The organism is Nonomuraea sediminis (genome assembly GCF_018531495.1).
Classification (GTDB): Bacteria; Actinomycetota; Actinomycetes; order Streptosporangiales; family Streptosporangiaceae; genus Nonomuraea; species Nonomuraea sediminis.
On the sequence record NZ_JAHDTI010000010.1, the window covers coordinates 288,756 to 311,044 of the forward strand.

The window sequence follows — 22,289 nt, forward strand, 5'->3', positions numbered from 1 at the left end:
GTACGGCGGGCTTTTACAGGGAAGCGGCCAGGGCCAGGGCCGCGGCCTCGTGACGCAACACCATGATCAGGAGTGTGGCGACCAGCGTGGCGATCAGCAGCCAGCTGATCAGGATGATGATCGTCGAACGGCGCGGCCGGCGATGCTTGCGCGGCTCGCCCTGGGCCTTCGCCTCGCTGCGCCGGGCACGGTCGTTGAACGACTCGAGCCGCGCGACCAGGCGAGGGTCCTCGTCGACGAGGTGCTGCTCGATCTGCGCGAGCATCCGCTCCTCGTCCTGCGACCAGGCCATAGTGCACCTCCGGAACGCAAGCTCTGTGCGGACTTTCTGCCCAACCCTGAAGATCATTAGCCCCCACCTGGGCAGGTAATTGCAAGCTCTTTCCTGTTGCGATCAACCTCGAAAACTTGTTCTAATCATGGGATGCGCTGGGACAACCTGCGGCTGACCGATTCCGTCGAGGCCGAACCCCTCGCGCCGCTGTTCGCCCGCGGCGCGATCACCCGCACCTTCGACACGCCGGAGTTCCGCGGGATGACCTTCTACGAGATCCAGGCCCGCTCCATCATCAACCGCGTCCCACCCGCCAGCCGAGTCCCCTTCACCCACACCATCAACCCCTACAGAGGCTGCGGGCACCGCTGTACCTATTGTTTTGCCCGGAAAACGCACGAATATCTGGATCTGGATGCCGGGGCGGACTTCGATTCGAAGATCGTGGTGAAGGTGAACGCGGGTGAGCTGGCGCGGCGGGAGCTGGGGGCGGCGCGGTGGCGGGGGCAGGCCATCGCGATGGGGACGAACGTCGACTGCTACCAGCGGGCCGAGGGGCGGTACCGGCTGATGCGGGGCATTCTGGAGGCGCTGCGGGATGCGGCCAACCCGTTCTCCATCCTGACCAAGGGGACGCTGATCCTGCGGGACCTGGATCTGCTGACCGAGGCGGCGCAGGTCACCACGGTGGGGGCGAACCTGTCGGTGGGGTTCGTGGACGCGGACGTGTGGCGGTCCGTCGAGGCCGGCACGCCGCATCCGCTGCGGCGGCTGGAGACGTGCGCCACGCTCAACGACCACGGGATCGGGTGCGGCGTGCTGATGGCGCCGATCCTGCCGTACCTGACCGACTCGCCCGCCCAGTTGGAGCGCACCGTCAAGGAGATCGCCGCGGCCGGGGCCACCCACCTGGCGCCCATCGTGCTGCACCTGCGGCCCGGCGCGCGCGAGTGGTATCTGGGCTGGCTGTCGCGCGAGCACCCGCGCCTGGTGCCGCGCTATCTCGAGCTGTACGGCAGAGGCGCCTACGCACCCCAGGCCTACCGCCGGCGCATCACCGCCCAGGTCAAAGCCCTGGCCACCCGCCACGGCATCGGCCGCGCCACCCCCTCCCGAGCCCGCCGCCTGCCCACCCGCCCAACAGCCCCCGCGCCCGAGCAGCTGCCGCTCGACCTGGGCCTCGGTTGAGCCGCCCGCCGTACCCGGCTAGAACGGCGGCGCGAATCGGCGGTCGGTGAAGTGGTCGTAGATCGCGCGTAACCAGGGCCGCCGGACCTCCGGTAGCCGGTCGGGGTCGACGGCGTAGGTTCCGGGTTCCATGAGCACGCCGAGGAGATCATGGCCGTAGCGCCCGTGGGCATGGACGGGAAGCACGACCCGCGACAGCGGCACGGTCAGCACGGCCCCACACCCGGCACACGCGAACACGGTCATGCGCCCTCATTATCCGGTTGATCTCAACCGTGGTTGAGGTAGCAGACTGACGTGTCATGAATGCACTGGTTCTTGGGCCTGGCGGGGTCGTCGGGACGGCCTGGCTGGCCGGGCTCGCGGTCGGACTGCGGCGGCACGGGGTCGATCTGGGCGGCGCCGATCTGATCGTCGGTACCTCGGCGGGGGCCATCGTGGGGGCGTTGCTGGCCACGGGAAGTGATCTCGAGCGCCTGGGCGTCTCTCGCCGCCCGGACACTTCGGCCACCGAGGGAGCCGGGGAAAATGACCCGGCGGCGATGGGGCGGGTGTTCGCGCTGCTCGGCGAGGAGGGGGTGGAGCCTGCCGAACGGCTGCGGCGGGTGGGGCGGCTGGCGGTCGAGGCGGCGGCCGCGCCCGAGGAGGTCCATCTGGGCAGGATGTCCGCGCTGGTGCCCGCCGCGGAGTGGCCGGATCGCCTGGTCATCACCGCGGTGGACGTCGAGTCCGGGCAGCCAGTGGCCTGGGACGCCGGCAGCGGCGTCCCCCTGCAGGCGGCGGTGGCCGCCAGCACCGCCATGCCCGGCGCCTTCCCGCCGATCACGATCGGCGGGCGACGCTACATGGACGGCGCTCTGGGCGGCGGCAGCAACGCGCACCTCGCCGGGGATGCCGGCCCGCTGTTGCTGATCGAGCCTCTGGCCCACCTGTTCCGGCAGCCGCCGCCCGCCGGTGCCGTCACCGTGGCCCCGGACGAGCAGACGATCGCCGTCTTCGGCGCCGATCTCCACAACCGTGCCGCCTGGCTGCCGTCCTACCAGGCGGGCCTGCGTCAGGCCGCGCCCGCCATCGTGCGCGGCTGGCCGGGAAATTAGGTCGACCGGGGCCGGGGCGGGATGGCAGGATGAGCGGGTTCAGGTGGTCGATCTTGTGAAGGAGCTCGCGATGCGGCGGGGCCTCGAGGTATCCCAGCGCCCCATTGGCACGCGAGTCCCCGAAGGCCCGACCACGCATGCAAGCTTCACTGAACATCGGCATCCTGGCGCACGTAGACGCGGGTAAGACCAGCCTGACCGAGCGGCTGCTGTTCCAGACCGGCGCGATCGACCGGCTCGGCAGCGTCGACCGCGGCGACACCCAGACCGACACCGGCGACATCGAGCGGCGGCGCGGCATCACCATCCGTACGGCGGTGGCCGCGTTCACCGTCGGCGACCTGCACGTCAACCTGATCGACACGCCAGGTCACTCCGACTTCATCGCCGAGGTGGAGCGGGCGCTGGGCGTGCTGGACGGCGCGATCCTGGTCGTGTCGGCGGTGGAGGGCGTCCAGCCGCAGACGCGGATCCTGATGAAGACGCTGCGCCGCCTGGCGCTCCCGACGTTGATCTTCGTCAACAAGCTCGACCGGGCCGGCGCCCGGCCGCGGGAGGTGCTCGGGCAGATCCGGCGGCGCCTGTCGCCCTCCGCCGTCGCCCTCGGCGATGACAACGTGCCGGAGATCCTGGCCGAGCACGACGACGGCATCCTCAAGCGCCTGGTCGACGGCGACACGCCGAGCCGGGAGGAGATCCGGGAGGCGATCGCCAGGCAGTGCGCCGAGGGCGTGCTGCACCCGGTGTTCCTCGGTTCGGCGGTGACCGGCCAGGGCGTCGCCGACCTGCTGGACGGGCTGCGCCTGCTGCCCACGAGCGCGGCGGGCACGGGCCTCAGTGGCACGGTGTTCGCCGTCGAACGCACCCCCACCGGCGAGAAGGTCGCCTACGTCCGCCTGCGCGCGGGCACGCTGCACGCCCGACGCCGCAGCACCTGGTACCGCAGGCGACCGGGCGGCGGCGTGCAGGAGTACGAGGCCAGGCCCACGGCGCTGCGCGTCATCGGGGGCCGGCGGGACGAGCCGCGCGCCGGCGACATCGCCAAGGTGTGGGGCGTGCCGCAGGTGCGGGTGGGCGACCGCGTCGGCAGCCCGCCGGAGCCGGGCGAGCTCACCCACCACTTCGCGCTGCCCAGCCTGGAGACGGTGGTACGGCCGCGCCGTACCGAGGAGCGGGGGCGCGTGCACCAGGCGCTGGCGGCGCTGGCCGAGCAGGACCCGCTGATCAGCATCAGGACGCTGGCCGGCGGCCAGACGTCGGTGCTGCTGTACGGGGAGGTGCAGAAGGAGGTCATCGCCGAGACGCTGGCCCGCGACTTCGGCGTCGAGGCCGACTTCGAGCCGAGCAGCCCCGTCTACCTGGAGCGCCCGGCCGGGGCCGGGGAGACGGCCGAGGAGATCACCCGGCACGGCCGCAACGACTTCTGGGCCACGGTGGGTCTGCGGGTGGAGCCGGGGCCGCGCGGCTCCGGCCTGACCTACCGGCTGGGGGTGGAGCTGGGGTCGCTGCCGCCGGCCTTCCAGCGGGCGATCGAGGACACGGTCGCGGCCACGCTGCGGCGGGGACCGCACGGCTGGCCGGTGACCGACGTGGTCGTGACGCTGACCCGTTCCGGGTACGCCTCGCCGATCTCGACCGCGGGCGACTTCCGCGGCCGCACGGCCGAGGTGCTGATGGACGCGCTGCGCAGGGCGGGCACCCGGGTGTACGAGCCGTGCCACCGTTTCGAGCTGGAGATCCCGGCGCAGGCCTTCAGCCAGGTGACCGCGCGCCTGGCCGGGCTGGGCGCCGAACTGTCGGACACCCTGCAGCAGGGCGACACCTGGCTGATCAAGGGTGAGCTGCCGGCCCGGCGGGTGCACGAGTTCGAGCAGCAACTGCCGGGCCTGTCGCACGGCGAGGGCGTGTGGCTGTCGGCGCCGTCGGGGGACCGCCCGCTCTAGGGGGCGAACACGCCGAGGTTGCCCTGGCTCCACATGCCCGTCAGCTCCCGGGAGGCGATCTTCCAGCCTTCCGGGGTGCGGCGCAGCACGTCGCTGTAGCGTCCCGCGACCGTGTAGGTGTCGCCGCGCCGCACGTGCTGGGCCTGGAAGTAGCAGGTGTGCTCGGCCCGGTCGCCGTCCAGGCGGATGTGGTGGTTGCCGAGCAGGTGCTGGGTGGCCTCCAGCCCGCCCAGCGCCGCGCCGAGGGCGGCGGCGATCGGCTCGGGCCCGCGCACCTGCTCGATCATCCCCGGGTAGGCCCAGGTGGCGTCGGGCGTGAACTGCTCGGCCAGCAGCCTCCAGTCGCGGGTGTCGAGCGCGGTGGCGTAGGCGACGGCGACGTCCATGATCGCGGCGCGGTCGGCGAGCTCGGCCAGGTCCATGCGGTCACACTCCAGGAGTACGGCGGGGCGTCTCGACCACCATCGACGTGTCAGGTTTGCGGGGCAAGTGGGTATTAAGCGCTTTGGTGCGCCAAACAGCGCATCTCATCTCATTCGGGGGGAAACAAAGATGGCTGAGACGAGCAAGAAACCAGTCGCCAAGTCCGGCAAGGCCAAGAAGGCCGCCATGAAGGAATCCCGGCAGGCCAAGGCCGCCAAGCGCCAGGCCACGACGCAGCCCACCCAGGCAGGCATGCAGAACGCCTGGGAGCGCTCGGAGGACTGAGCCGCCGGACGGCGCGGGTGTGAGTCCCGGCCGTCCTGGACATCGATCAGGCAACCGGGGGCACCGGCCCCCGGTTGTCTCGTCTTGGAGGCCGCATGTCCGCCTACCTGCGCTTCCCCGCCGTCTTCCAGGACGTGGTCGTCTTCGCCGCCGAGGACGACCTGTGGATGGTGGCCGCCGCCGGAGGCCGCGCCTTCCGCCTGACCGCCGGCCAGGCCGAGGCCCGCTCGCCGCGCATCTCCCCGCGCGGCGAGCAGCTCGCCTTCGTCGGCCGCGAGGAGGGGCCCGAGGAGGTGTACGTGATGCCGGCCGAGGGCGGCGCCGCCCACCGCCTGACCTTCCACGGCGCCCGCTGCACCGTCACCGGCTGGGACCCCGAGGGCCGCATCCTGTACGCCAGCGACGCCAGCCAGCCCTTCGACGGCCGCGCCTGGCTGCACCGCGTCGAGCCCGGCGGGGTCCCGGAACGCCTGCCGTACGGGCCGGCCGCCTCCATCGCCCACGGGCCAGGCGGCATGATCGTGCTGGGCCGCAACACCGCCGACCCCGCCCGCTGGAAGCGCTACCGCGGCGGCACCACCGGCGACCTGTGGATCGACCCCGGCGACGGGCAGTTCCGCAGGCTGATCCGCCTGCCCGGCAACCTGGCCTCGCCCTGCTGGAGCGGCGAGCGGGTGTTCTTCCTGTCCGACCACGAAGGCGTCGGCAACGTCTACTCCTGCACCCCTGACGGCGACGACCTGCGCAAACACACCCACCACCGCGACTTCTACGCCCGCAACCTGACCGGCGACGGCCGCCGCCTGGTCTACCACGCCGGCGCCGACCTGTACCTGCTCGACCCGGGCCAGGAGGCGCGCAGGCTGGAGGTACGGCTGGCCTCCTCCCGCACCCAGCGCAACCGCCGCTTCGTCGAGGCCGCCGACTACCTCGACGGCGCCACCCTCGCCCCCGACGGCAGCGCCCTGGCGGTCACCGCCCGCGGCAAGGCCTACACCATGGCCTGCTGGGAGGGACCCGTCCGCCAGCACGGCGAACAGGACGGGGTGCGCTACCGGCTGGTGACCTGGCTCGGCGACGGCCGCCTGATCGCCGCGGCCAGCGACGACGGCGACGAGGAGTACCTGCTGGTGCTCGGCGGGCCCGTCCTCGCGCGGCTCGGCAGGATCGTCGAGCTGGCCTGCGACCCGGTCCACGACCGCGTCGCGGTCACCAACCACCGCCACGAGCTGCACCTGCTCGACCTGGCCGGCGGGCCCGCCGTCCTGGTGGAGGCCAACCCCTACGGCGCGCCGGAAGACCTGGCCTGGTCGCCCGACGGGCAGTGGCTGGCCTGGGCCGGCCCCCTCACCCCGCAGACCACCGCGATCAAGCTGTACCACCCGGAGTCCGGCCGGACCGCGCACGCCAGCGAGCCGGTGCTGAAGGACGGCCGGCCCGCCTTCGACCCGCGCGGCGACTACCTGTACTTCATCGGCCAGCGCGTCTTCTCCCCCGTCTACGACCAGCTGCGGTTCGACCTCGGCTTCCCGCTGGGCACCCGCCCCTACGCGGTCGCCCTGCGCGCCGACGCGCCCGACCCGTTCGTGCCGCTGCCACGCCCGCTGGAGGTCAAGGAACCCGCCGAGGACGACGACGAGCCGCCGCAGGTGCGCGTGGATCTGGACGGGCTGGCCCGCCGCGTCACCGCCTTCCCCCTGCCCGAGGGCCGCTACGAGCGGGTCGCCGGGCTGAAGGGCAAGGCGCTGCTGCTGACCACCGCCCTGGACGGCGAGGGCACCCTGCACCTGTACGACTTCGCCAAACTCGAGCAGGAGACCTTCGCCGAGGACGTCACCGACTTCCAGCTCGGCCGCGACCACAAGAGCCTGCTCTACCGCAGCGGCGACCGGCTGCGCGTGGTCAAGGCCGACCAGGTCCCCGAAGGCGACGACGACGAGCCCGGCCGGGCCGGCGGCTGGATCGACCTGTCGCGCGTCAAGGTGTCGGTCCGGCCCGAGGCCGAATGGCGGCAGATGTTCCGCGAGGCCTGGCGGCTGCAGCGCGAGCACTTCTGGAGCCAGGACATGGCCGGCGTCGACTGGCAGGCCGTCTACCAGCGCTACCTGCCGCTGGTCGAGCGCGTGTCCACCCGCGGGGAGTTCTCCGACCTGCTGTGGGAGCTGCACGGCGAGCTGGGCACCAGCCACGCCTACGAATCAGGCGGCGAATACCGGCCCGGGCCCGACTACCGGCAGGGCAAGCTCGGCGTCGACTGGGACTACCGCGACGGCATCTACCACATCGGCCACATCGTGGCCGGCGACCCCTGGGACCCGGCCGCCACCTCGCCGCTGAACCGGCTGGGAGCCGACGTACGGCGCGGCGACGCCGTACTGGCGATCAACGGCACGCCCATCGGCGCCGCGGGCACCCCCGACGAGCGGCTGGTCAACCAGGCGGGCCAGGAGGTCGAGCTGACGCTGCGCCGCGACGGGCGCGAGTTCACCGTCACCGTCAAGGCGCTGGCCGACGAGCAGCCCGCCCGCTACCGCGACTGGGTCGACGGCAACCGCCACCACTGCCACCGCAAAACCGGAAACAAAGTCGGATATCTGCATATACCGGATATGGGGCCGGAGGGTTTCGGGGAATTCCATCGCGGCTTCCTCGCCGAATACGACCACCCCGCCCTCATCGTCGACGTCCGCTACAACCGCGGCGGCCACGTCTCCTCCCTCCTGCTGGAAAAGCTCGCCCGCCACCGCCTCGGCTACGACTACCCCCGCTGGGGGCAACCCCAGCCCTACCCGCCCCAATCACCGCGCGGCCCCCTGGTGGCCATCGCCAACGAATACGCCGGATCCGACGGCGACATCTTCAGCCACACCTTCAAACTGCTGCGCCTGGGCCCCCTCGTCGGCAAACGCACCTGGGGCGGCGTCATCGGCATCTGGCCCCGCCACCGCCTGGCCGACGGCACCCTCACCACGCAACCGGAATTCTCCTTCGCCTTCGACGACGTCGGCTGGCAGGTCGAGAACTACGGCACCGACCCGGACATCGAGGTCGACATCACGCCGCAGGACTGGGCAGCCGGAATCGACCGGCAACTCGAAACCGCCATCAACGCGGCCCTCGACCTGCTGAAACAACACCCGCCGCACACCCCGGACCCAAACCGCCGACCACGCATGCAACCTTGAGAGCACTTATGACGTCTAAAGACGGTAGATGGGGACAGCACCACGGGGACTGACCGGTGCACTCCACAGAAGCGAGACAATAAGCCGGTGGCGGGAGCAACTCCCACCACCGGCCACGTGTGTTAAAGACACTCTCTTTCCGCTACAAAGGGGGATCCCGCAGGTGCGCGCAGTGGCACGCAAGGCGAAGGCGATGGCAGGCAGGCTCTACAGGGCCTACAACCGGCGCAAACTGCGCAACGCGCCGCCTCCCTCCACCGACAAGATCCGGATCCTCCTGCTGCACGCCTACGGCATGGGCGGCACCATCAGGACCGTGTTCAACCTCGCCAACTACCTGTGCGAGAACCACGACGTCGAGATCGTGTCCATCCTCAAAGAGGCCGAAGAACCCTTCTTCCCCCTCGACCCCCGCGTCAAGGTCCGCTTCCTCGACAACAGGCTCAAGCCCCACCACGGCATCCCCGCGTGGCTGTCGAAGATGCACAGCCGCCTCATCCCCGAAGAGGAAACCGCCTACCACCGCTTCAACGTCTGGACCGACCTCAAGATCGCCCGCTACATCCGCGCCCTGGACGGCGGCGTGCTCATGTCCACCCGCCCCGGCCTCAACCTGGCCATGGCCCAGCTCGCCCCGCCCGGCGTCATCACCATCGGCCAGGAACACGTCGCCCTGCGCACCCAGCCCGAATCGGTCCAGGAACTCATCCGGTGGCGCTACCGCCGCTTCGACGCCCTGGTCACCCTCACCAAGGCCGACCTGCGCGACTACCGCAACGCCCTGACCCGCAAGCCCAAGCGCCTGGCCCGCATCCCCAACGCCGTGCCGTCCATGACCGGCGGCCAGGCCAAACTCGAGTCCAAGGTCGTCGTCGCCGTCGGCCGCATGACCCGCATCAAGGGCTTCCACCGCCTCATCACCGCCTGGGAACAGGTCGCCAAGGCCCACCCCGACTGGACGCTGCGCATCTACGGCGCCGGCCCCCAGGAGGAGAACCTCGCCAACCAGGTCGTCGAAGCCGGCCTGCAGGGCAAGGTCGAACTGCCCGGCGCCACCAGCGACGTCGGCGCCGTCCTGGAGCAGGCCTCCATCTTCGTGCTCAGCTCCCGCCACGAAGGCTTCCCCATGACCATCCTGGAAGCCATGGGCAAGGGACTGGCCATCGTCAGCTTCAACAGCCCGCACGGCCCCAAGGAAATGATCACCGACGAGGTCGACGGCCTGCTGGTCAAACCCCGCACCAACGACAACCTCGCCGCCGCCATCATCCGCGTCATCGAAGACGAGCAGCTGCGCCGCCACCTGGCCGCCAACGCCCTCGAAACCGCCCACACCTACGGCGTCGACGTCATCGGCGCGCAGTGGGAGGCCCTCATGGACGAACTCGTCGCCCGCCGCAACGGCACCTACGTCAAACCCGAGCCGCCCCCCGCCACCACCGCGGTGTAGAAGGGTCAGGCCTGGGCGCCGGTGAGCTCGACGGGTTCGGCGATCACGTCCACCAGCGCGCCGTTGCGGAAGACCGTGATGGGCAGCGGCCTGCCGATCGCCTCGGCGAACATCAGCCGCTGCAGGCTCTGCGCATCCACCACCGGCGCCCGCCCCGCGCTCAGCACCAGATCCCCCGTCCGCAGCCCCGCCCGGTCGGCCGGTGAACCCGGCACCACCTCCACCACCCGCAACGCGCCGTCCTGCCCGGTGCGCCGCCGCAACGCCTCGGGCAGCGGCGCAGGCGAGGTCACCAGGCCCAGGTAGGCCCGCCGTACGCGGCCGTCGCGGATCAGCGCGGCGATGATCGAGCGGGTCGTGGCGTTCATCGGCACCGCCAGCCCCACCCCGATCCCCGCCACGGCCGTGTTGATCCCGACCACCCGCGACCGCGAGTCCGCCAAAGCCCCGCCCGAATTGCCGGGGTTCAGCGCGGCATCGGTCTGGATCACATCCTCGATCAGCCGTACGGCGGCGCCGCTGCGAGCCGGCAGCGACCGCCCCAGCCCCGACACCACCCCCGCCGTCACCGACCCGGTCAGCCCCAGCGGATTGCCCACCGCCACCACCAGCTGCCCCACCACCAGCTCGTCACTGTCGCCCAGCACCGCGGGCGCGGGCGTGGGAACCTGCGCCCTGATCACCGCCAGATCCGACAGCGGGTCACGCCCCACCACCAGGAAATCGCCCGCCGAACCGTCGGCGAAGCCGACCGTGCCCGACCTGGACGAGCCCACCACGTGGGCATTGGTCAGCAAGAACCCGTCAGCGGTGAACACCACCGCAGACCCACTGCCCCGCCCCGCCCGCACGCTGGCCACCTTCGGCAGCAGCTCGGCCGCCACGGACGAGACCACATGAGAGTAGGCGTCGAGGGGATCCGCCATCGCGCACTCCTTTGCTTACAGGATTACACGGTAACTCCCCACCCCGCCGGCGCCCACCCCGACCTCACAAAGCCTGAGCGACAGCCACCCCGAGATAAGCCGCGCCCAGCCCCGCCACGATGCTGGCCACCGCGTTGGCGACCGCGTGGAACCGGGCCCCCACCTCCACCAGCCGCACCGTCTCGTACCCGAACGTCGAATACGTCGTCAGCGCCCCGCACAACCCCGTGCCCAGCAACGACATGGCCCCGCCCGACGCGGGCAACGCGGCCAGGAACCCCAGCAACGCCGACCCCACCACGTTGACCGTCAACGTCCCCCACGGAAAGACCGTCGCATGCCGGGCCTGCACCGCCCGATCCGCCAGATACCGCAACGGCGCCCCCACCGCCGCCCCCAGCACCACGAGCAGCACCGTCACGACGCCACCAGAACCCGGGCCAGCGAACGCGTCACCCGCACCCCCAGCACCACCGCCACCAGAGCCGCCACCAGCGTCCCCGCCAGATACGCCAACCCCACCACCGGCGCCCCCTGAGCCACCGCCCGCTGAATGTCCACCACATAAGCCGAAAACGTGGTGAACCCGCCCAGCACCCCGACCCCCAGGAACGGCCGCACCAGCCGATGCGCCGACACCACCTCAGTGATCAACACCATGAGCACCCCGATCAACAGGCAACCCACCACGTTGATCCAGAACGTCACCCACGGAAACCCGCCGAACGGCACAGGAAAGGCCGCCTGCAACCCGAACCGGGCCAACGCCCCCAGCACACCACCCGCCGAAATCACCGAGAGCACCGGCCAATGCAGCTCAGAACGCTGCGCGGCTATATGCAGATCCACATCCGGATCTATCGGTCGCTCCTCCACGACAAACCCCCATCACACAAAGAGCGGACAGGGACCGTTGGCGACCAAGCGCGAATTCAGGCGGCGAGCCCCACCACCGCAGATCCCTTAGCGTACCCACCCGTGTCAAACCGCCCCACAAAGGGAATGCAACCCAACGACGACCATGCGGGGATGGTTCACGGAGGCGCGCTTGAGCACCAAAGACGCGGTCGCCATCCTGGCCGGCGCCGTACTCGTCGTCTCCTTACTCGGCAACACCAAAACCCAACAGGCCACCGCCGCCAGCCCCCTCGGCAACACCGCCGGAACCCGGCCCGGCCTCGCCCCCATCACCAACGCAGCCGACAAAGCCGACGCCCGCGCCCTCATCACCAGACTCACCACCAAAGGCCGCGGCCCAGGCACCGGCTACGAACGCACCAAATACGGCGCCAACTGGGCCGACACCGCCGCCGGCGTCCCCTACGCCCACAACGGCTGCCGCACCCGCGACGACCTGCTCGCCCGCGACGGCACCGACCTCACCTACCGGCCCGGCTCCCACTGCGAGCTCATCGCCCTACGCCTCACCGACCCCTACACCGGCCGCACCATCAACTGGCACAAGGACAAAGCCGACGAAATCCAGGTCGACCACATCGTCCCCCTCGCCTACGCCTGGCACATGGGCGCCAACCACTGGCCCATGACCAAACGCATCGACTTCGCCAACGACCCCCTCGAACTCCTACCCGTCGACGGCGCCGCCAACGAACAGAAAGACGCCTCAGGACCCGCCTCCTGGCTACCCCCGCAACACACCATCCGCTGCGCCTACGTCACCCGCTTCGCCCAGGTCGCCCTCAAATACGACCTGCCCGTCACCAAAGCCGACAAGGCCACCATGCTCGCCCAGTGCCGCTAACGCACATCCGCCCAGTCGAACCCGTGCTTGAACGTCTGCTCCGCCAGCAACCGCTGCCCATCGGCATTCGGATGGAAGTAATCCCACCGGCTGATGTGATCAATCGAGTACGGATACGAGAACACCGCCCCCTCATCCGTACGACACTCCGGACCGAACGCCGCACACGCCCGCGCCGACTCCCGGTTGAACGCCACCAACCGAGCCCGCACCCGCGCCCGCCGATCCACATCCCGCCGCTTCGTCGACGTCGGATTCGCCAGCATCGTCGGACAGATCCGCCCCACCGCCCAGAACATCCGCGCGATCGGATTACTCTTACCCGCCAGCCACAACCGCCGCAGATCCGGAATGCTCGACACGAACACCCGCACCCCCGGCAACCCCCCACGCAACGCTGCCAGCGCCGCATCCAACCGCTGCCGATACACCGGGACCGGTGTCATCTCCCGCTCCGACGGCGTACACACATCCGTCGCCCCTATGAGAATCGTCACATAGCCGGCCTTCGCCTCGATCGCCTGACGAACCTGCCCCATCAGATCCGCACTCGTCGCCCCCGGCACCGCGAAATTCCGGTTATGCCCCTTGATCGCCGAACTCACCTGCAACAACCGCAGATAGTGGCTGTCCACCTGCGCGTTGTCCCCAGCCGACCACGACCGCGACGTACACGACACATACCAGCCACACGCATTGAAACCCGCCGAAATCGAGTCCCCCAGCGCCGCCATCACCCCCGGCACCGGCTCCACCGACGCGGCACGCGCCGTACCCGAAACAAACACCAACACGACAGCGGCCAGGACAGGCACGAGGCGGCGACCGATCATGGTCCACACGCTAAGGACCCAACCGCCCCCCGGCCCTCACATTGGCCGACACACAACCCACTTAATATCACCGCTTGACAGACCACCCACCGCCAGGATGCCCCTATTCGGCGGGGTCCGAGTCGAACGTGTTCAGTTGCCGCATAGCATGTGTTGAGTGAGTGTCGCGCTCGGGACCACCCGCCCACTACCGGTTCGCAGCACCCCTATCGGTGACCCCGGTGACCTGCTGGCAGCCCTACCCAAGACCGCACCCTTCGCCTGGGTCAAGCACGGCGAAGGGCTCGTCGGCTGGGGAGAAGCCGCCCGCGTCGACGTACCCCCAGGACCCGACCGCTTCACCTGGGCCCGCACCTGGCTCACCACCGTATTCGAAGACGCCCACGTCAACGACCACGTCCGCACCCCCGGCAGCGGACCCGTCGCCTTCGGCACCTTCACCTTCGACGAAGACGCCACCGGCAGCGTCCTCGTCGTCCCCCAAACCATCCTCGCCCGCCGCAACGGCCAAGCCTGGCTCACCACCATCGGCGACGCCCCACTCCAACCCATCACCCCCCTCCAAGACCCCGGACGCATCAGCTACGGCGACGGCAGCCTCACCGCACCCGAATGGGAACACCTCGTCGCCCGCGCCATCCGCCGCATCCGCAACGGCGAACTCGAAAAAGTCGTCCTCGCCCGCGACCTCCTCGCCACCGCCGAACACCCCATCGACATCCGCCTCCTCCTCGCCCGCCTCGCCCACCGCTACCCCGACTGCTACACCTTCTCCGTAGCAGGCCTCGTCGGCGCCACCCCCGAACTCCTCATCCGCCGCACAGGACAAGAAATCGAATCCCTCGTCCTGGCAGGCACCACACCACGCGGCACCGACCCCGCCGACGACCTCACCCGCGGCGCCGCCCTCTTCGCCTCAGAAAAAGACCGCTACGAACACGAATGCGCCATCGCCTCCGTCCGCGACACCCTGGCGCCCCTCTGCTCCTCCCTCACCACCCCCGACGAACCCGAACTCCTCGTCCTCCCCAACGTCCAACACCTGGCCAGCCACGTCACCGGCCGCCTCGCCGACGGAGCCTCCGTCCTCGACGTCGTCGCCGCCATGCACCCCACCGCCGCCGTCGGCGGCACCCCCACCGACACCGCCATCAAAGTCATCCGCGAACTCGAAGGCATGAACCGCGCCGGCTACGCAGGCCCCGTCGGCTGGATCGACGCCCACGGCGACGGCGAATGGGGCATCGCCCTCCGCAGCGGCATCATCAACGGCCGCCGCGCCCGCCTGTTCGCCGGCGGCGGCATCATGGCCAACTCCAACCCCGCCATGGAGCTCGCCGAAGCCCAGGCCAAATTCCGCGTCATGCAATACGCCCTCGAAGGATGACCTTCTCCCCCGCTTGTACGGCAGGCCGCCCGCCACACTCCGGCTGAGGACCCGTGCCCGGCGCTTCCGGCGAGTCGATGCCACTCACCCACCGCCACGGCGACACGTGTCCCGGGTTGTCCGCCATACACCTTCTCGCCGACGCGGCGCCTGGAAGAACCGCGCGCGGGAATGCCGTCAGGCCGGGACGTGGATGTCTGAGATCACCTCGACGGCGCCCCTGCCCGCCGTCAGGGTCGCGATCCAGTCGGTGAAACGGGGCACGTCCTCCACCGCCACCGAGAAGCGGACCTGCTGGGCATAGACCACATCCTGCACCGGATAGGCGGAAGCACGCAGATCGTTCTCCACCCGGCCCGCCTGATCGTGCGCCACGAAAACGTGGACGAGCTTGGCGGGCACCATCCTGATCGGGTCCACGCGATCCAGCGTCTCCGTCACCGCCGAGCCGTACGCCCTGACCAGACCGCCCGCCCCCAGCAGGATGCCGCCGAAATAGCGCGTCACCACCGCGACGACATCGCTGTAACCGCGGCCCACCAGGGCCTGCACCATCGGCGTACCGGCCGTGCCGCCGGGCTCGCCGTCGTCGTCACCCTTCTGCAGGCGCTCGCCGATCACGTACGCGGTGCAGTTGTGCGACGCCCCGGCGTGCAGGCGGCGGCGCTCGGCGATGAACTCCGCCGCCTCCTCCACGCTCGACGCGGGCGCGATCGCACACACGAACCTCGACCGTCGGACCTCGCTCTCGTGCTCGACGATGGTTTTGAGAGTGAGATAGGAGGCCACGCCTTCCAGGCTAGCGCCTTTACAAAGTAGATCAAACAGCCCAGGACGACGCGACACCCCCGGTCAGCGCCACGCCCACCCCGACGGCCGCCGCTCCGTGCGCCGTGCCCCCCTGCGCTGGGTGGCGCGGTTCTCCCACACCACCCCGTCCCCCAGCCCCCGCGTTCTCCATTCCCAGCTCCACGTTCTCCATCGAGGAGGCGCGCGAAAGCCACTCGCCCAGGCACTCCTGACCGCGGAACTTTCGCGGGTCCGGCCGCGTCAATCCATGCAGGACCTCAGGAGGTGCCCGTGGACATCGCGAGCGACGTCATGCCGTACGTCACCTCGGCCATCAGCGCGTACGGCGCCGCCGTACTGACCAAGACCACTGAGCTGGCAGCGGACACCACCGTCGGGCGCGGCACCCGCATCCTGCAGCGGATCTTCGGCCGCGGCGACGCCGACAGCAGCAAGGCCATCGAGCGCGTGGCCAAGGCGCCCGACGACGAGCTCAACCGCTCGGCGCTGCAGCTTGCCATCCGCGAGGCCCTCGAGGAGGACCCGACGCTCGCCGACGAGATCGCCCAGATGCTGCCCGCGGGTCGGGTCGTGGCCTCCGGCGAACGTTCGGTGGCCGTCGGCGGCGACAACAGCGGCCTGATCATCACCGGCGACAGCGCCAAGGTGGAATACCCGCGCTGAGTGGTAGTTTGGCCACTCGTGTACCTGCATGACCTCTTCTCCCTGGACGGCTGGCGCGCGCTCGTGACCGGCGGCAGCTCCGGCATCGGCTACGTCATGGCCGAGGCCATCGGCCGCGCCGGCGCCGAGGTCGTCCTGGTCGCCCGCCGCGAACCCGAGCTCGAGACCGCCACGCAGCGACTCGCCGGGCACGGCGTCAAAGCCTCCTGGATCAGCGCCGACATGGGCTCCCGCGACGACGTCGCGCGCGTCTGCGCCGCCGCCGGCGAGATCGACATCCTCGTCAACGACGCGGCCAACAACATCCGCAAGCCCATGGCCGAGCTCGACCTCGACGACTACGACCAGACGATCGCGGTCAACCTCACTGCGCCCTACCTGCTCGGGCAGCACCACGGGCCGCGCATGGCCGCCCGCGGCTGGGGCCGCATCATCAACCTCGGCTCACAGCAGACCATCAGCGCCTTCGGCAACAGCGGCGTGTACGGCGCGGCCAAGGCGGCCATCGCCGGGCTCACCCGCTCCCAGGCGGAGGCGTGGTCGAAACACGGCGTCTGCGTCAACACCATCGTGCCCGGCTTCGTCCTGACCCCCCTCACCGAACCCGCCCAGGCGATCCCCGGCCGCATCGAGGAACTCGCGGCCCGCCACATGTCCGGCCGCAACGGCCTACCGGAAGACTTCGCCGGTGCCGCCGTCTTCCTCGCCTCCAACGCCAGCGCCTTCATCACAGGCCAAATCCTCTACGTCGACGGCGGCTTCTCCGTCCACTGACCACTCCCCCGCCCAGAGCCGCCCCATCCCCCGCCCCCGGGCTTGCCCGCCGTACAGGGGCGCCGACGACCGCCGCACCACGTCCCGCCGACCCGGCACCCAAGGGGCGCGTCCGGGAGCATGGCGACGTGCGGTGCTCGCCGCCAGCCCCCGGGGCTTCCTGTTGCCCACCAACCCCAGACCCCGACTCGCCCGCAGTCCCCCGGTGTTGCTGCCCGCCTCTCTCCGGGCGTCGACTTGCCCACCGTCCCCAGCGTCAAGGTCTCCGTCGGCGTCGTCCACAAGACCCTCACCGCCGCCCAGCAGAATCAGCGACCGTAGCCGCACCGCTACGCTCAAGATCTACTCAATGCGGGTAACAGGCGTACTTGGTTTCTGGACCCGGGGTTGAGTGGATGCCCCCGCCCTCCACCAAGCTTCTCCCCGAATTCCGTCAGAACGAGGGACGTTACTTCAACACCGATGAACGCGACTCCGTCGCCGTCTACAGCAGTTAGCCTTGCCCGAATTCGTAGGTGCAGAACACCAGGCCGTCACCCATCTTTCGGGTGCTGACCAGGTGCAGCGGCTTCTTGTCGCTGGTCTCGTCGAAGATACGCAGGCCGGTTCCCAGCACGACCGGGAAAACTACCAGCCGCAGTTCATCGGCCAGGTTCTCCTCCATCAGTATGCGCACGAGCTGATAGCTGCCGTAGACCAGGATTTCCCCGTCCACTTTCCGCTTCAGCTCCGAAATCTCCTTTACCGCATCGCCGTTGAGGACCGTGGTGTTGCTCCACTGAGGATCTTCGAGAGTCGACGACACGACGTACTTGGGGATGCTGTTCATTCTGTCCGCCCACTTGCGGCTTACGCGGACACCGAACGATGGCATCCGGGACGCGAACCACTCACTGCTCCGCCTGCCCAGCAGTAGCGCCTCGGCACCCAGCGCTTCCTCCGTCTCATTGGCGGCCCAGCCTTCGAGGTCCTTGCCCCCCACGACCTGGTGGAACCAGCCCCCCAGCTCGAAGCCTTCCTGGCCGTCCGGGTCTTGGACCACTCCATCGAGTGTGACATTTGAGCTGATGACGATCTTTCCCATTTCCGTGCTCCTTTGACAATGTTGTCGGCTATCACTGGTCTAGATGCGTACGGATGGTCGGCAGCGCGACGTTCACGATGGAGCCGTACGTCCAGGAACGTCACCGCGCACAGCAGCGTCGGCGTGACCATGCCGCGCCCGGTCGCCAGGAACGACCCCTGCGGCGGCGCGATGCGGTCAGGCGTCGCTCACGACCCGGCGGCCTCCATCACGGGGCCGACCTCGACCCCGCCGCCGACCCGCATCACCGGGCAGTCCTTGGCCAGCGCCAGCGCGGAGTCGATGTCCTCGGCGGACACCACCGAGTAGGCGATCATCCGGGAGTGGCTGCCGCCGACCTCGCCGAGCGAGGCGTACTCGGTGACCGCGTTGCCGATGTCCACCAGGGCCGAGCCCAGCCCGCCGAACCAGGCCTGCCACTCGGCCGTCGTCTCGGCGCCGGGCGCGTAGTCGGAGGGCACGCGGAAGGAGAAAACGTACTTGGCCATAATCCCGGTCCTGTTCTGTATCCGGGGCGCGCCCCGGACTGGGGCCGCCTCCAACCGGGTAGACGCCATCGCCCGCCCCGATTGGGCGGCGCAACGCCGCCCAATTCGCCAAGCCGACGGCGTCTTTATTGTTGAGCGAGCCGAACGGGCCCTGCGGAAAGAAGAAGAGCGAGGATGCATGCCGATGGAGATGGACACGACGGACCTGATCGCTCGGGCTCGGGCCGGCGACCACAACGCGTTCCGCGACCTGGTCCAGGGCCACTCCCGCGAGTTACAGGTGCACTGCTACCGCATCCTGGGATCCCTGCAGGACGCCGAGGACGCACTCCAGGAGACCCTCGTGTCCGCCTGGCGTAACCTCGGCGAGTTCGGCCAGCGGTCCTCGCTCCGGACCTGGCTGTATCAGATCGCGACCAATCGGTGCCTGAGCATGTTGCGCGCCGACAGCCGGCGCCCCCGCATCGCCTCCCCGCTGCCCGAGGCCACCCTGCCCGAACCCACCGGCGCCGGCGACGCCCCACCCTGGTTGGAACCCTACCCCGACGTCCTGCTCGACCACTTCGTCGACCAGTGCCCCGGACCGGAGGCCCGCTACGAGACCACCGAGGCCATCTCCCTGGCCTTCATCACCGCCCTGCAACTGCTGCCCCCACGCCAACGCGCCGCGCTCGTCCTCCGCGACGTCCTGGGCTACCGCGCCGGCGAGGTAGCCCAGATGCTCGATGCCACCCAGGAATCGGTTCAAAGCGCCCTCAAACGCGCCCGCGCCACCGTCGACAACCACCTCGCCGACTCCAGCAGCGGCACCGGCAGCCGTAAGCCCGCACGCCAACCCGACACCGCCGCCGAACACCGGCTCATCGCCCGGCTCACCGACGCCCTGGAACGCGCCGACCTGGACGCCCTGATCGGACTGCTCGTCACCGACGTGAGACTCTCCATGCCCCCGGCCATGCTGGAATTCCGCGGCATCGAATCAGCCCAGCGCGTCTTCGCCGCCGTCGTCTTCAGCCCCGGCCGCACCTACCGCGCGGTACCCACCCGCGCCAACGGCCAGCCCGCCCTCGGCCTGTACCTGGCAGACCCCCACGCCAGTGTCTACCGCGCCTACAGCCTCCTGGTCATCACCACCGCCGGCGACCACATCACCACCATCACCGGCTTCAACAACACCAACGTCATGACACGCTTCGGACTACCCCGAACCCTCCCCGAAACAGATTGACAGACTCCTGCCGCCACCCGTTGTCCCGCGCCTGAAGGCAGAGCCCGGATGATTGCCTCAGGCTTCTTCAACGAAGTTCCGGCGCGGGACGCCGTGGCGTGGCTGTCACACCGGCGAACCGCGAACAAGTGCGGGGTGGCCATCCTCCCATTCGATTCGAGAACAGCTCTTGGGTGGAAGAAGACGATCGTCGGCAGCGAGGCCATGGCCAGGCCAGGCGATCAACACGTTCTGCAGCCAGGACTGTGCCAGCAGGAGACGGGGTCTGAGGAACATCGGAACCGGATCGTGCGCCAATGCCCAGTCCGCGCCTCCTCCACGCCGGGCCGGCGCCCCGCCAGGCGGAGCGGGAGGGCGACGTTCTGCTCCGCGGTCAGGGCGGAGACCAGGTTGAAGGACTGGAAGACGAACCCGACCCGCTCGCGGCGTAGCAGCGTCAGCTCGTTCTCCGCCAGCGTGCCGAGGTCAGTGCCGTCGATGACGACATTTCCGCCGCTGGGCCGGTCCAGCCCGGCGGCGCAGTGCAGCAACGTGGACTTGCCCGAGCCGGACGGGCCCATCACCGCGGTGAACGTGCCCGGCGCGAAACCGGTGGTCACGGCGTCCAGCGCTGCCACCGCTTGGTCTCCGGAGCCGTACACCATGCTCACCGACCGCAACTGGACCATATCTGTCGATGTCGTGCTTCGATCCAACCGGCGCGGGGATCTTGGCACATGGGCGCTGAGGCGAAAAGTGCCGGTGTACCCAGCACTACCCCTCCAGGACGCTACCGGTGACCGGGCCCGCGGGACGCCACCCGACGACCACCCGCATCGGAACGGCCACTGGCCGTTCCGATGCTGCTCAACCCCCGTTACTTGCGGCGGAGTTGGCGTGGGGGGTTGCCCGGGTGCCGGGTGTCGATGATGAGGTCGTCCTGGTCGACGTGGGTCCAGGTGACCTCTGTGAGGTCGATGCGGAACAGGTGGGAGTGGGGTGAGGGCATGTTGAAGGACTCGCGGATCTGCTGGTCGTGGATCTCGGTGGCGCGGCCCGACAGCTTGACGTCGCCCTCCCAGGCTGACGCGTTGGACGCGTCCGTGTCGGGTGAGGTGGTGTGGATCGCCATGCGGGGGTCGCGGCGCAGGTCGTGGGCCTTGCGGGCGTTGGGCATCGAGCCCATCCAGAGCTCGCCGTCGCGGAACTGCGACTCCGTCCCGCTGACCCGGGGCGAGCCGTCCTTGCGCAGCGTCGCGAGCACCTTGTGCTTGTGGCGCTCCATGAGGGCCCGCGCCACCTTGGCGAGCTCGGGTGCTTGCGTTTCGAAGTTCTGCCAAGATGCCACAGCGCACGCCCTTTACAAAGTAGATTCACAAGGTGCGACGTCGACGGTAGCAACCGGGTCCGACACTTCTGTAAGGTCCGACGCGTGAATTTCGCGCGCAGCATGTGGCACCAACTGGAGCCCGTGCACTCCGTCCTGTACTTCTCCCCGCAGGCCTTCGAGGAGGCCGCCGCGCTCGGCTACGACATCGAGTCCCGCTGGCCCAGCTACTTCGCCTACCGCACCGCCCCGCTGGGTCCCGTGGGCGCCAACGCGGCCGTGGCCGCCTACTACAGCTTCAGCCCCCGCGCCATCGGCGAGCACGTGCCCGCCATCTGGCAGGTCGCCTCCCCCGAGCAGGTGCTGCGGACCCGGCTGCGCGCCGTCGAACGGACCTACCGGGCGCTGCTCGGCGACCGGGTCGACGGGCCCGGGGTGGCCGAGGCCGCCGAGCTGGCCAGGCGGGCGGCCGAGAGCGTGAGCGTGCCCGCCCGGCTGTTCACCGCGGCCAACCTGGACCTGCCTTGGCCGGAGGAGCCGCTGCTAGCCCTGTGGCATGCGACCACGATCCTGCGCGAGCACCGCGGCGACGGGCATCTGGCCGCGCTGCTGGCCGCCGGGCTCGACGGGTGCGAGGCGCTGGTGTCGTTCGCCGCGATCGGGGCCGCCCCGGTGCAGGCGTTCGCCGGGCGCGGCTGGTCCGGGCAGGAGTGGGCCGAGGCTCAGGAACGGCTGGCCGTACGGGGACTCGTCGACGGGGACGGGCAGGCGACCGAGCGGGGGCGTGAGCTGCGCGAGGAGGTGGAGCGGACGACCGACCGGCTGGCGGCGCCGCCGTGGCAGGCGCTGGGCGAGGAGCGGGCGCAGCGCCTGTCGCAGCTGATCGGGCCGCTGCTGGGGGCGGTGTTCGAGTCGGGCATGCTGCCGATGACCAGCACGCTCGGCATCGCCACGGTCAAGGCTCCCGACTAGCCCCTGCCGTACTTCTTGTGCACGGCCTGCTTGCTGACCCCGATCGCGTTGGCGATCTGGGCCCAGGCCAGGCCCGCGACCCGGGCGCGGCGCACCTGCACCGCCTCCATGCGTTCCAGCTCGTGGCGCAGGGCGGTGGTGGCGCGCAGCGCCTGGAGCGGGTCCTCGTCCTGCGCCTGCCGCATCAGGGTCGCCAGGTCGTTCGTCATCC

General features: G+C 70.0%; 24 protein-coding genes and 1 pseudogene. 12 read left to right on the forward strand and 13 right to left on the reverse strand.

What is annotated here, in order from left to right; genetic code table 11:
- Nucleotides 1-13: 13 nt before the first annotated feature.
- Entirely contained in the window at nt 14-292 is a 279-nt protein-coding gene (locus tag KIK09_RS35975; protein WP_214323910.1) for a DUF3040 domain-containing protein, read from the reverse strand.
- 132 nt (nt 293-424) lie between these two features.
- On the opposite strand from KIK09_RS35975, the gene KIK09_RS35980 reads away from it, so the two are divergent.
- On the forward strand, nt 425-1,462 hold the full coding sequence (locus KIK09_RS35980; RefSeq protein WP_214323911.1) for an Rv2578c family radical SAM protein: 1,038 nt from the start codon (nt 425-427) through the stop codon (nt 1,460-1,462).
- A gap of 18 nt (nt 1,463-1,480) precedes the next feature.
- On the opposite strand, the gene KIK09_RS35985 is transcribed toward KIK09_RS35980, so the two are convergent.
- Nucleotides 1,481-1,708, reverse strand: a complete 228-nt coding sequence (locus KIK09_RS35985; RefSeq protein ID WP_214323912.1) for a hypothetical protein — start codon at nt 1,706-1,708, stop codon at nt 1,481-1,483.
- Between the two features lie 56 nt (nt 1,709-1,764).
- Between KIK09_RS35985 and KIK09_RS35990 the strand changes: the two genes are divergently transcribed.
- Complete coding sequence (locus tag KIK09_RS35990) at nt 1,765-2,559, forward strand: patatin-like phospholipase family protein (RefSeq protein ID WP_214323913.1); 795 nt, start codon at nt 1,765-1,767, stop codon at nt 2,557-2,559.
- A 137-nt stretch (nt 2,560-2,696) separates the two neighbouring features.
- Nucleotides 2,697-4,499, forward strand: a pseudogene (locus tag KIK09_RS35995) (GTP-binding protein); the annotation flags it as partial.
- Here KIK09_RS35995 and KIK09_RS36000 read toward each other — a convergent pair.
- Nucleotides 4,499-4,924 (reverse strand): nuclear transport factor 2 family protein, encoded by a 426-nt coding sequence (locus KIK09_RS36000; RefSeq protein ID WP_214323915.1) that lies wholly within the window; start codon nt 4,922-4,924, stop codon nt 4,499-4,501. The pseudogene KIK09_RS35995 and the gene KIK09_RS36000 overlap by 1 nt on opposite strands.
- A 130-nt stretch (nt 4,925-5,054) precedes the next feature.
- On the opposite strand from KIK09_RS36000, the gene KIK09_RS36005 reads away from it, so the two are divergent.
- The 3 genes from KIK09_RS36005 to KIK09_RS36015 all read left to right on the forward strand — a co-directional run bounded on the left by KIK09_RS36005 (nt 5,055) and on the right by KIK09_RS36015 (nt 9,845).
- Nucleotides 5,055-5,210: a hypothetical protein gene (locus KIK09_RS36005; protein WP_214323916.1), complete on the forward strand. Its 156-nt coding sequence runs from the start codon at nt 5,055-5,057 to the stop codon at nt 5,208-5,210.
- A 95-nt stretch (nt 5,211-5,305) separates the two neighbouring features.
- Entirely contained in the window at nt 5,306-8,395 is a 3,090-nt protein-coding gene (locus tag KIK09_RS36010) for a S41 family peptidase (protein ID WP_214323917.1), read from the forward strand.
- Between the two features lie 172 nt (nt 8,396-8,567).
- Complete coding sequence (locus KIK09_RS36015) at nt 8,568-9,845, forward strand: glycosyltransferase family 4 protein (protein ID WP_308164503.1); 1,278 nt, start codon at nt 8,568-8,570, stop codon at nt 9,843-9,845.
- A gap of 5 nt (nt 9,846-9,850) precedes the next feature.
- On the opposite strand, the gene KIK09_RS36020 is transcribed toward KIK09_RS36015, so the two are convergent.
- From KIK09_RS36020 to KIK09_RS36030, 3 genes are all read right to left on the reverse strand, one after another.
- Nucleotides 9,851-10,771: a S1C family serine protease gene (locus tag KIK09_RS36020; RefSeq protein ID WP_214323919.1), complete on the reverse strand. Its 921-nt coding sequence runs from the start codon at nt 10,769-10,771 to the stop codon at nt 9,851-9,853.
- Nucleotides 10,772-10,835: 64 nt separating this feature from the next.
- The gene (gene crcB, locus KIK09_RS36025; RefSeq protein WP_214323920.1) at nt 10,836-11,192 is read right to left on the reverse strand and encodes a fluoride efflux transporter CrcB; all 357 of its coding nucleotides are present in this window, start codon (nt 11,190-11,192) and stop codon (nt 10,836-10,838) included.
- Nucleotides 11,189-11,647, reverse strand: a complete 459-nt coding sequence (locus KIK09_RS36030) for a fluoride efflux transporter FluC (protein ID WP_214323921.1) — start codon at nt 11,645-11,647, stop codon at nt 11,189-11,191. Before KIK09_RS36030 ends, crcB begins: the two co-directional genes overlap by 4 nt.
- 172 nt (nt 11,648-11,819) lie before the next feature.
- Here KIK09_RS36030 and KIK09_RS36035 point away from each other — a divergent pair, with 172 nt between their 5' ends.
- The gene (locus KIK09_RS36035; protein WP_214323922.1) at nt 11,820-12,533 is read left to right on the forward strand and encodes an HNH endonuclease family protein; all 714 of its coding nucleotides are present in this window, start codon (nt 11,820-11,822) and stop codon (nt 12,531-12,533) included.
- Here the strand turns inward: KIK09_RS36035 and KIK09_RS36040 are convergent.
- A complete protein-coding gene (locus KIK09_RS36040) occupies nt 12,530-13,366 on the reverse strand; it encodes a GDSL-type esterase/lipase family protein (protein ID WP_214323923.1) in 837 nt (278 codons plus the stop codon). The two genes, KIK09_RS36035 and KIK09_RS36040, sit on opposite strands and share 4 nt — an antisense overlap.
- 157 nt (nt 13,367-13,523) lie before the next feature.
- On the opposite strand from KIK09_RS36040, the gene KIK09_RS36045 reads away from it, so the two are divergent.
- Complete coding sequence (locus KIK09_RS36045; protein ID WP_214323924.1) at nt 13,524-14,753, forward strand: isochorismate synthase; 1,230 nt, start codon at nt 13,524-13,526, stop codon at nt 14,751-14,753.
- A gap of 177 nt (nt 14,754-14,930) precedes the next feature.
- On the opposite strand, the gene KIK09_RS36050 is transcribed toward KIK09_RS36045, so the two are convergent.
- Nucleotides 14,931-15,542: an IMPACT family protein gene (locus tag KIK09_RS36050; protein ID WP_214323925.1), complete on the reverse strand. Its 612-nt coding sequence runs from the start codon at nt 15,540-15,542 to the stop codon at nt 14,931-14,933.
- 291 nt (nt 15,543-15,833) lie between these two features.
- Here KIK09_RS36050 and KIK09_RS36055 point away from each other — a divergent pair, with 291 nt between their 5' ends.
- Together KIK09_RS36055 and KIK09_RS36060 are read left to right on the forward strand one after the other, a co-directional pair.
- Nucleotides 15,834-16,226, forward strand: coding sequence for a hypothetical protein (locus KIK09_RS36055; protein ID WP_214323926.1), 393 nt, complete (start codon nt 15,834-15,836; stop codon nt 16,224-16,226).
- Nucleotides 16,227-16,244: 18 nt separating this feature from the next.
- Nucleotides 16,245-17,000 carry an SDR family NAD(P)-dependent oxidoreductase gene (locus KIK09_RS36060; protein WP_308164505.1) on the forward strand — a complete coding sequence of 252 codons (756 nt, stop codon included), beginning with the start codon at nt 16,245-16,247 and terminating at the stop codon, nt 16,998-17,000.
- A gap of 493 nt (nt 17,001-17,493) precedes the next feature.
- Here the strand turns inward: KIK09_RS36060 and KIK09_RS36065 are convergent, their stop codons facing one another.
- Complete coding sequence (locus tag KIK09_RS36065) at nt 17,494-18,084, reverse strand: dihydrofolate reductase family protein (protein WP_214323927.1); 591 nt, start codon at nt 18,082-18,084, stop codon at nt 17,494-17,496.
- A gap of 188 nt (nt 18,085-18,272) precedes the next feature.
- Nucleotides 18,273-18,572, reverse strand: coding sequence for a hypothetical protein (locus KIK09_RS36070; RefSeq protein WP_214323928.1), 300 nt, complete (start codon nt 18,570-18,572; stop codon nt 18,273-18,275).
- A gap of 178 nt (nt 18,573-18,750) precedes the next feature.
- Here KIK09_RS36070 and KIK09_RS36075 point away from each other — a divergent pair, with 178 nt between their 5' ends.
- On the forward strand, nt 18,751-19,800 hold the full coding sequence (locus KIK09_RS36075; protein WP_214323929.1) for a sigma-70 family RNA polymerase sigma factor: 1,050 nt from the start codon (nt 18,751-18,753) through the stop codon (nt 19,798-19,800).
- 221 nt (nt 19,801-20,021) lie between these two features.
- Here the strand turns inward: KIK09_RS36075 and KIK09_RS36080 are convergent, their stop codons facing one another.
- Both KIK09_RS36080 and KIK09_RS36085 read right to left on the reverse strand, forming a co-directional pair.
- Entirely contained in the window at nt 20,022-20,468 is a 447-nt protein-coding gene (locus tag KIK09_RS36080) for an ABC transporter ATP-binding protein (RefSeq protein ID WP_214323930.1), read from the reverse strand.
- A gap of 188 nt (nt 20,469-20,656) precedes the next feature.
- On the reverse strand, nt 20,657-21,127 hold the full coding sequence (locus tag KIK09_RS36085) for a pyridoxamine 5'-phosphate oxidase family protein (protein WP_214323931.1): 471 nt from the start codon (nt 21,125-21,127) through the stop codon (nt 20,657-20,659).
- Nucleotides 21,128-21,211: 84 nt separating this feature from the next.
- Here KIK09_RS36085 and KIK09_RS36090 point away from each other — a divergent pair, with 84 nt between their 5' ends.
- Nucleotides 21,212-22,078 (forward strand): SCO6745 family protein, encoded by an 867-nt coding sequence (locus tag KIK09_RS36090; RefSeq protein WP_308164506.1) that lies wholly within the window; start codon nt 21,212-21,214, stop codon nt 22,076-22,078.
- Here KIK09_RS36090 and KIK09_RS36095 read toward each other — a convergent pair.
- Entirely contained in the window at nt 22,075-22,287 is a 213-nt protein-coding gene (locus KIK09_RS36095; protein WP_214323932.1) for a hypothetical protein, read from the reverse strand. The genes KIK09_RS36090 and KIK09_RS36095 overlap by 4 nt on opposite strands.
- Between the last annotated feature and the right edge of the window lie 2 nt (nt 22,288-22,289).

Bases quoted from the DNA above. Each gene is read 5' to 3' on its own strand.
- KIK09_RS35980 (WP_214323911.1), top strand. From the start codon at position 425: ATGCGCTGGGACAACCTGCGGCTGACCGATTCCGTCGAGGCCGAACCC.
- KIK09_RS35985 (WP_214323912.1), bottom strand. From the start codon at position 1,708: ATGACCGTGTTCGCGTGTGCCGGGTGTGGGGCCGTGCTGACCGTGCCG.
- KIK09_RS36080 (WP_214323930.1), bottom strand. From the start codon at position 20,468: ATGGTCCAGTTGCGGTCGGTGAGCATGGTGTACGGCTCCGGAGACCAA.
- KIK09_RS36095 (WP_214323932.1), bottom strand. From the start codon at position 22,287: ATGACGAACGACCTGGCGACCCTGATGCGGCAGGCGCAGGACGAGGAC.
- KIK09_RS36020 (WP_214323919.1), bottom strand. From the start codon at position 10,771: ATGGCGGATCCCCTCGACGCCTACTCTCATGTGGTCTCGTCCGTGGCG.
- KIK09_RS36000 (WP_214323915.1), bottom strand. From the start codon at position 4,924: ATGGACCTGGCCGAGCTCGCCGACCGCGCCGCGATCATGGACGTCGCC.
- KIK09_RS36040 (WP_214323923.1), bottom strand. From the start codon at position 13,366: ATGATCGGTCGCCGCCTCGTGCCTGTCCTGGCCGCTGTCGTGTTGGTG.
- KIK09_RS35990 (WP_214323913.1), top strand. From the start codon at position 1,765: ATGAATGCACTGGTTCTTGGGCCTGGCGGGGTCGTCGGGACGGCCTGG.
- KIK09_RS36075 (WP_214323929.1), top strand. From the start codon at position 18,751: ATGCCGATGGAGATGGACACGACGGACCTGATCGCTCGGGCTCGGGCC.
- KIK09_RS36005 (WP_214323916.1), top strand. From the start codon at position 5,055: ATGGCTGAGACGAGCAAGAAACCAGTCGCCAAGTCCGGCAAGGCCAAG.
- KIK09_RS35975 (WP_214323910.1), bottom strand. From the start codon at position 292: ATGGCCTGGTCGCAGGACGAGGAGCGGATGCTCGCGCAGATCGAGCAG.
- KIK09_RS36070 (WP_214323928.1), bottom strand. From the start codon at position 18,572: ATGGCCAAGTACGTTTTCTCCTTCCGCGTGCCCTCCGACTACGCGCCC.
- KIK09_RS36010 (WP_214323917.1), top strand. From the start codon at position 5,306: ATGTCCGCCTACCTGCGCTTCCCCGCCGTCTTCCAGGACGTGGTCGTC.
- KIK09_RS36065 (WP_214323927.1), bottom strand. From the start codon at position 18,084: ATGGGAAAGATCGTCATCAGCTCAAATGTCACACTCGATGGAGTGGTC.